General features: G+C 58.9%; 8 protein-coding genes and 1 riboswitch. Of the genes, 5 read left to right on the forward strand and 3 right to left on the reverse strand.

The features are described 5' to 3' along the window. The first annotated feature begins 70 nt into the window (after window positions 1–70). Together AB4043_RS08300 and AB4043_RS08305 are read left to right on the forward strand one after the other, a co-directional pair. On the forward strand, window positions 71–562 hold the full coding sequence (locus AB4043_RS08300) for an SRPBCC domain-containing protein (protein WP_442303240.1): 492 nt from the start codon (window positions 71–73) through the stop codon (window positions 560–562). Then, window positions 563–1048, forward strand: coding sequence for an SRPBCC domain-containing protein (locus AB4043_RS08305; RefSeq protein WP_442303241.1), 486 nt, complete (start codon window positions 563–565; stop codon window positions 1046–1048). Between the two features lie 59 nt (window positions 1049–1107). Here AB4043_RS08305 and AB4043_RS08310 read toward each other — a convergent pair whose 3' ends face one another. Then, window positions 1108–1629, reverse strand: a complete 522-nt coding sequence (locus tag AB4043_RS08310; protein ID WP_442306841.1) for a type IV pilin protein — start codon at window positions 1627–1629, stop codon at window positions 1108–1110. 21 nt (window positions 1630–1650) lie between these two features. After that, window positions 1651–2991 carry a M16 family metallopeptidase gene (locus AB4043_RS08315; RefSeq protein ID WP_442303243.1) on the reverse strand — a complete coding sequence of 447 codons (1341 nt, stop codon included), beginning with the start codon at window positions 2989–2991 and terminating at the stop codon, window positions 1651–1653. An 89-nt stretch (window positions 2992–3080) separates the two neighbouring features. Between AB4043_RS08315 and rlmN the strand changes: the two genes are divergently transcribed. Then, complete coding sequence (rlmN, locus tag AB4043_RS08320; protein WP_442303244.1) at window positions 3081–4271, forward strand: 23S rRNA (adenine(2503)-C(2))-methyltransferase RlmN; 1191 nt, start codon at window positions 3081–3083, stop codon at window positions 4269–4271. Here rlmN and AB4043_RS08325 read toward each other — a convergent pair. Further along, complete coding sequence (locus AB4043_RS08325) at window positions 4268–5053, reverse strand: DeoR/GlpR family DNA-binding transcription regulator (protein WP_442303245.1); 786 nt, start codon at window positions 5051–5053, stop codon at window positions 4268–4270. The genes rlmN and AB4043_RS08325 overlap by 4 nt on opposite strands. Window positions 5054–5186: 133 nt before the next feature. On the opposite strand from AB4043_RS08325, the gene AB4043_RS08330 reads away from it, so the two are divergent. Together AB4043_RS08330 and AB4043_RS08335 are read left to right on the forward strand one after the other, a co-directional pair. Next, on the forward strand, window positions 5187–6284 hold the full coding sequence (locus AB4043_RS08330; RefSeq protein ID WP_442303246.1) for an SIS domain-containing protein: 1098 nt from the start codon (window positions 5187–5189) through the stop codon (window positions 6282–6284). 71 nt (window positions 6285–6355) lie between these two features. Then, complete coding sequence (locus tag AB4043_RS08335) at window positions 6356–7120, forward strand: copper homeostasis protein CutC (protein ID WP_442306842.1); 765 nt, start codon at window positions 6356–6358, stop codon at window positions 7118–7120. A 103-nt stretch (window positions 7121–7223) separates the two neighbouring features. Beyond that, window positions 7224–7303: riboswitch (cobalamin riboswitch) on the forward strand. This riboswitch is flagged as partial in the annotation.

The following is a 7303-nucleotide window of genomic DNA, read 5'->3' on the forward strand; positions in this document are numbered from 1 at the left end:
TCCAGCGACTGGACGGACTTCTGGAAGAGATGAAAGCGGAAGAGGCAAAGAGAAGGAAGGAGAAATAGGAATGCAATTGGGAAAGCTCACACAGGAACGGCTCGGAGCGAAACAACTRGTCATCACACGCTCCTTCAATGCTCCACGGGATTTGGTGGTCAAGGCGAATACGCAACCTGAGTACGTCCGCCGCTGGCTTCTTGGGTCTCCGGGATGGGAGATGCCGGTCTGCGAGATGGATCTCCGTGTCGGTGGACGGTACCGCTGGGAGTGGTTTCACGCGGAGAAAAACATGCGGATGGGGCTCGGTGGTGAATACCTTGAGTTGGATCTTCCGCAGCGCATGCGAGTCACCCAGGCGTTCGACGATTCCTGGGATGGGAAACAGGGAATTATCGAGACCGAGTTCCTGGAGCAGGGTGCACAGACGGTAATGAAACTGACGATCACCTACGAGTCCGAGGAGATTCTGGAGCGGGTGATGCAGAGCCCCATGGCCAGCGGTATGGAGATGGGCTACGAGCGTCTTGAGACGCTCCTTAACGAGATGGAGGTCAAGTAGATGGCAATCACCAAAGGGAAGTCCACAGTCGAGATTCATGGCGAGACAGGCATCGTCGTAACCCGTACCTTCGCTGCACCACAGATTATGGTCTTTGAGGCGCTCACCAAGCCGGAGCTGCTGCAACGCTGGCTGCTGGGTCCCGAGGGCTGGACCATGCCGGCCTGCGAGGTCGATCTTCGGGTTGGCGGCCGAATCCGCTTCCTCTGGAAGAGCGCCGACGGCAAGGAGTTACAGCTAAGCGGTGTCTTCATGGCGATTGACGCCCCTAAGGGATTCTCCGCAAATCAGCGTTTCGACCTCGGTTTTATTGGGCCGGAAGAAAAGCTCACTTACATTCTTGAAGCCCAGGGTGACGAGACTCTGATGCGCGCCGAGATCGTGTACCCCACCCGGGAGATTCGCGATGGCAGTCTGCAGGGCGGTATGACGGACGGCATGGAGACCAGCTATGCGCGGATGGATGAGGTGCTGAAGTCCCGTTAAGCTACCAATGCAGAAAAGCCCGCCGGATGGCGGGCTTTTCTTGTTCGATAAAGCTGTCGCTACTGGACAGGAGCGGTGCAGGCGGTGCCGCCGGCAGCGTCGTACTTCACCTGCTGTGACTCGTCGGAGCAGAAGCCGCGGTCGCCGGTCTTGCCGACCTGCTGCGGAACTGCGGTGATCTCGTACGAGGTGTACTGATCTGTATTGTTTACGGTCACCTTGGTGCAGTTGGTGATAGCGAAGGTATAACCCGCCTTCACGCCACTGGTCAGATCGGGCGGCAGCAGATGTGCCGATGTCGGACTCGCAGCACCAGAAGAGTCCTCGCCGCCGAGAGCGGAGAGGRAGCAGGCAAATCCGTTCGCCGGATAGTTTGACGAGTACATCTGCTGTGCCTGGGCGATGGCGCGGACCGACTGAATGGCCGAGGTTTCGTTGGCCTTGCGGCGAATCTTCGTGAGCTGCGGAATGGCCAAGGTCATCAGGATCAGGATGACGGACATCACGATCAAGAGCTCGACCAGGGAGAAACCATGCTCCTTGGAGCGCTCATAACGTTGGGAAAGAGACTTCGTGTTCATGATTCCTCTGCGAAATGGAGTTTAGCAGGCGAGATCGCTGCGTTGGATGTCGATGCCGTCGAGGTTGCCAAGCAGTGCCAGGGCGAGAGCGTCAGGATGGAAGAGTTCCTGCGCCAGCACCTGCAGGTCCTCGCGGGTAACAGCCTCCACCTGATCGATGATCTCGTCCACGGTAAAGAAGCGGTCGAAGTACATCTGCTGGCGCGCCAGGTTAGCCATGCGGCTGGACGACGACTCCAGGCCGAGCACGATGTTGCCCTTCAACTGATTTTTGGCGCGTTCCAGTTCGTCCTCGGTAACCAACTCCTGCTTCAGACGGCTTAGTTCGGAGACCGTGAGCAGGATGGCCTCCTTCGCCTTCTCGGGAGCAGTGCCGGCATAGACGCAAAGGGAACCGGTATCGCGGAAGGGGTTCATCTCGGAATAAATGCTGTAGGCCAGGCCGCGGTCTTCGCGGATGGTCTGGAAGAGGCGGGAGCTCATGCCTCCGCCTAAAATCGTATTGAGCAGATAGACGGGGTAGCGCAGTTGTGAGGCGACGGCAGGCGCGGTCGCACCAAGGCAGATCTGCACCTGTTCGAGCGATTTCTTATTGCGCAGAGTCAGGTGATGCTGCGACTCTGGACGAGCACGTCCAGGCAGGGCGCTGGAGGTCGCCGAAAGCGTCGAGAAGTGCTGCTCTACCAGCGCTACGAAGGTATCGTGATCCAGATTGCCGGCAGCGGAGAAGACCATATTGGCCGCGCTAAAGTGCCCAGCATAGAAGTCGAAGACCATCTGCTGGCGGAAGGAAGAGACGGTCTTCTTGGTTCCGAGGATCGGGCGTCCCAGGGCGTCGTTTTTCCAGAAGTTCTGGGTGAAGAGTTCGTGGACCAGGTAGTCCGGGCTATCCTCATCCATCTTGATCTCCTCCAGGATGACGGATTGCTCACGGACGATATCGTCCGGGGTGAACGTTGGATGCAGCACGAGATCGGCGAGCACATCCATGGCGACAGCTACGTTGCTGTCCAGCACCTTGATGTTGAAACAGATGGTCTCTTTCCCGGTGAAGGCGTCCAGGTTGCCGCCGATGGCATCGACCTCGCGGGCGATCTGCTGAGCGCTGCGCGACGTGGTGCCCTTGAAGACCATGTGCTCAACAAAGTGCGAGATCCCGTTCAGCTCCGGCGCCTCATCGCGTGAGCCCGTACCCACCCAGACACCCATGGAGACGGAGCGGAGATGTGGCATGCGTTCGGTCAGGACCAGGAGGCCGTTGGGAAGGCGGGTTTTACGGATGTTGCGGGCCGGATGGCCGGAGGTCGCGGTCGTTGAGTTTTCGGCCAGGGTAATGTCCAGGGACAAATGTTGCTCCTTCATGGCAAACGCCTCGAAAGCGTGCGGAAACGGCTATTGTTTCATAAGACGAACCGGAAGGCGTTAGAGTGAGAACAGGGGAAACGCACCAAATGGCCGGCAGTTCACAGACCACGCAGAATGAACAGCTTACCGCTCCGGGCAAGGCTCTGGTGCAGCGCGCTCTCTTCGGCATGACGCTGAAGCAGTTGACGGCTCTGGTCGATAGCCTGCGCCAACCCCTCTTCCGCGCCAAGCAACTGCATGATGCTCTCTACCGGCAACGGGTGGAGTCGATTGAGGATATCTCTACGCTCCCGGTGGCGGTACGCGAGAAGTTGAAGGCGGATGGTTGGAGCGTCGGCCTGCCCCAGGTAGCCCTGGTGGCGAAGTCTGTTGATGGCACGGAGCGCTACCTGGTCAAGCTGGGCGACGGCGAGACGGTGGAGACCGTCTGGATGCCTGGAGGCGATGGTGGCGAGCAGGGAGATGGAACACCTGCTGCGGAAGAGGAAGAAGCCGTCGCCGCTCCCGTTGATGAGTACAAGCGTGGGACTATTTGTATCTCCAGCCAGGTGGGCTGTGCGGTCAATTGCCAGTTCTGTCTCACTGGAAAATTGGGATTGCGCCGCAACCTGACCGCCGGTGAGATCGCCGGACAGGTGGCTGTGGTGCTGAACCGTCAGGGGATGCAGGTCGGCAAAGACCGCATCAATCTCGTTTTCATGGGGCAGGGAGAGCCCTTCCATAACTTCGACAACTTCATGGATTCGGTTCGTTTGATGGTCGGGCCGATGGGAATCCCCGAGTCGCGCATGACAGTCTCGACCTCCGGCATTCTGCATGGCATTGACCGCTATATGCAGGAACCGGTTCGGCCGAAGCTGGCGATCAGCCTGAATGGCTCCAATGACAAGGTGCGCACCGCCGTGATGCCGATCAATAAGAAGTGGCCGATCGGCGTGCTGCTGAATGTCGTCCGGCAGATCCCGCTGCGTCCGCGGGAGCGACTGACCTTTGAATACGTCCTTCTGGGCGGCGTGAACGACAGCGTGGAGAATGCGCGTGAAGTCGTGCTACTGCTAAGGGGATTGCGGGCGAAGGTGAACCTGATCGTCTGGAACCCCGGTCCCTATATGCCCTTCGAGCAGCCTGACGATGAGCATGTCGCGGCCTTCCAGCAGACCTTACGCGATGCCGGACTGCCGGCTTATATTCGTCGCCCACGGGGACGGGATATCTAYGCSGCCTGCGGGCAGCTGAAGCGCACTATGGACGATGAACGGCTGGTCACGATCCACTAAACCCGGATTACGCGGATATCCTTCGCCGCATATGCGGCAGCAACCGACTCAGGCAGCCCGGTGTCAGTGATCAGGATGTCGATATCTTCGAGCGGAGAGACGAAGGCCGGCGAGACATTGCCGAACTTTGACGAGTCAGCAACGACAATCACTTGCTTGGCCTGTCGTGCCATGGCGCGGAAGACAAGAGCCTCTTCCTGTTCACGGGTAGTGGCGCCGCGTTCGAGGTCCACTCCGGTCACCCCCAGAAACACCTTGTCCATATAAACCGTGTTGAGAAAATCAAGCGTCGCCTGGCCAGAGAGAGAGAAGGCCCATGCCCATGCCAGCAGACCGCCGGTCAGCGATGTCTTGATGCCGGGTTGATTGCACAGCTCCATACCGATGTTGATGGCATTGGTCACGACCGAGATATTGCGGCGATGACGGAGTGCGCGACCTATCTGGGTCGTCGTGGTGCCGGCGTTTAGGCCAATGGTCTCGTTCTCCTGGATCAGGTCGGCTGCCGCAAGACCAATGCGCCGTTTTTCTTCGGCGAAGCGTCCCTCGCGCGATTGAAAGCTGATGTCATACCGAAAGGGCTCATACAGGAGCGGCTCCACCAGGGTGGCGCCGCCATGGGTACGGCGGATCAGGCCGCGTTTTTCCAGGCGGGTGAGATCGCGGCGGATCGAGGGTGCGGAGGTGCCGACGGTCGCAACAAGCTCCTCAACGGAGATATCCCCATTGCGCAGCAACAATTTCATGATTCGCTCGGCGCGCTCTTCGGTCTTCGTAGACATAATGGTCTCGAACAGCTTATACCCAGTTCTCATTCAAATGGGCAGAGTATTTGATCGTTTGGATACGAATAAACCGTAATTTCGCAGATGATTGAGCGTATTGTGGCGATATAATCACTTTTGAGGTGATGCAATGCAAGAGGGACTGAATGGCTTTCCGCACTGGATGCTGAAGGAGATCTTCGAGCAGCCCGATGCGCTGGATCGTACGTTGGCGGCCTATGGGGCGAGCGTCCTTGCACCGGTGCAGCAGTGGCTCAAGGGCGTGCAGGAGATCGTGATTGCGGCGAGTGGCTCCAGCCGTCATGCAGGTCTGGTGGCCGAGCTGATTCTGGAAGACCGTGCCGGTATCCACGTGGATGTGGAGTACGCCAGCGAGTACGTCTACCGCAGCGAAGCACGTCTCAAGCAGGCAGCGGTGATCGTCGTCTCGCAGTCGGGAGAGACGGCCGATACCCTGGCGGCTTTGCGCAAGGCCAAAGAGATGGGGCAGAAGACGCTCGCGATTACCAATGTCGCCACCTCGTCCATGGCGCGCGAGGCCGATGTGGCGCTGACCACGCAGGCGGGTGTAGAGAAGGCAATTCCGGCGACTAAGAGCTTTACCACGCAGCTTCTGCTGCTGGCAGTATTGGCGGAGCAGGCGGCTGCGCAGCGGGGTCTGCCGGCTATCGGGCTGGAGAAGGTTGTGCCGCAGATCATTACGCAGATGCGTGCATGGCTTCCGCGCTGGCAACAGGTGGTTGCCGTAGCGGCAGGCCGTCTGCAGGCAGCGGAGACGTTTCTCTTCCTTGGCCGCGGTGTTCACTATGCGATTGCCCGTGAAGGTGCTCTGAAGCTGAAAGAGAGCAGCTACATCCATGCCGAGGGATATCCCAGCGGAGAGTTGAAGCACGGCCCCAATGCCCTGGTAGGCAGCAAGACTCCGCTGGTGATGCTGGCGACCGTGGACCACAACGATGCCGAGAGCGTACTGCGTTACGAGAAGGTGATGCAGTTGATGCAGGACATGCGTGCGCAGGGAGCCCCGATCCTGGCGATTGCCAATGAGGGAGACGTGCAGGCGGCTGCGTTGGCCGATGCCATTGTGGAAGTGCCGGCGGCGCCCGAGCATCTTCTGCCGATTCTTGAGGTGGTGCCGCTGCAGCTCTTCGCCTACTTCATGGCCATTGGACGCGGAATTGACGTGGATAAACCGCGCAACCTCGTGAAGTCAGTGGTAGTTGAGTAGGTTCCTGCAGGCGTGGTTTGTGCTTGCAGGTGTAAGTACGGCTGTGCTCTTCTGGTCGCTCAGAAGCATATATGGGAGATGGTCCGCTGATGCAGTCTCGTCCTGTACGGCTTGAAGTTGCCGTGGACTCCACAACGTCGCTGAACGCCGCTCTTGAAGGAGGCGCCGATCGGATTGAGCTGTGCTCGGCTCTTGCCGACGGCGGACTCACGCCCAGTCTCGGCTTTATCGGCGCCGCTCTACAGGTCAGTGAAGTGCCTGTGCATGTCATGATCCGTCCGCGCGCCGGCGATTTTCTCTATACCGAGGAAGAGCTGACCGTAATGCGGATGGACATTGAAGGCTGCAAGGAGGTCGGCGCTCAGGGTGTCGTCTTCGGCGTCCTGATGAAGAACCATACGGTCGACGTAAAGCGCACACTGGAACTGGTGGAGCGAGCCCGGCCGATGAAGGTGGTCTTTCACCGTGCTTTCGATGTCACGGCAGATCTGGAAGAGGCTCTTGAAGACCTGATTCAGTGTGGTGTGGATGAGGTGTTGACCTCAGGCGGAGACGACTCCCTGGAGCATGGCCAGCAGATGGTGTCGTCACTGGTGCAGCAGGCCGCGGGGCGCATCCGGATTATGGGCGGAGCCGGCGTGACGGTACGCAACGCCAGGCAGCTTTGGGACGCAACTGGCGTCGACTGGTTGCATGGATCCTTCCGAGGTGAGGCCATAGCCGGCAGCAGGCTGGCCATGGGAGACGAAGAACGCGAGCTGGTGCGGATTACTTCGCGGGAAGATGTGGCGCGCGTCAAACATTTACTGACAATTGAGCGGCAGCCTGCCGTGTAAAATCTGTAATACACGCGAGCAACTGTGCCGAGTGATCTTCGTGGGGTACGTATGTTTCCACAATTCCTGACGTCAGGGAATTGTGAGACATGCCTGACCTGCGCTTTAAGAGAATCGACGCGGTGAAATGTTCGGGAAGCGCGGTGAGATTCCGCCACTGCCCCGCAACTGTAAGCGCACGTC

The sequence above is a fragment of the Terriglobus sp. YAF25 genome (assembly GCF_052113305.1).
GTDB lineage: Bacteria > Acidobacteriota > Terriglobia > Terriglobales > Acidobacteriaceae > Terriglobus.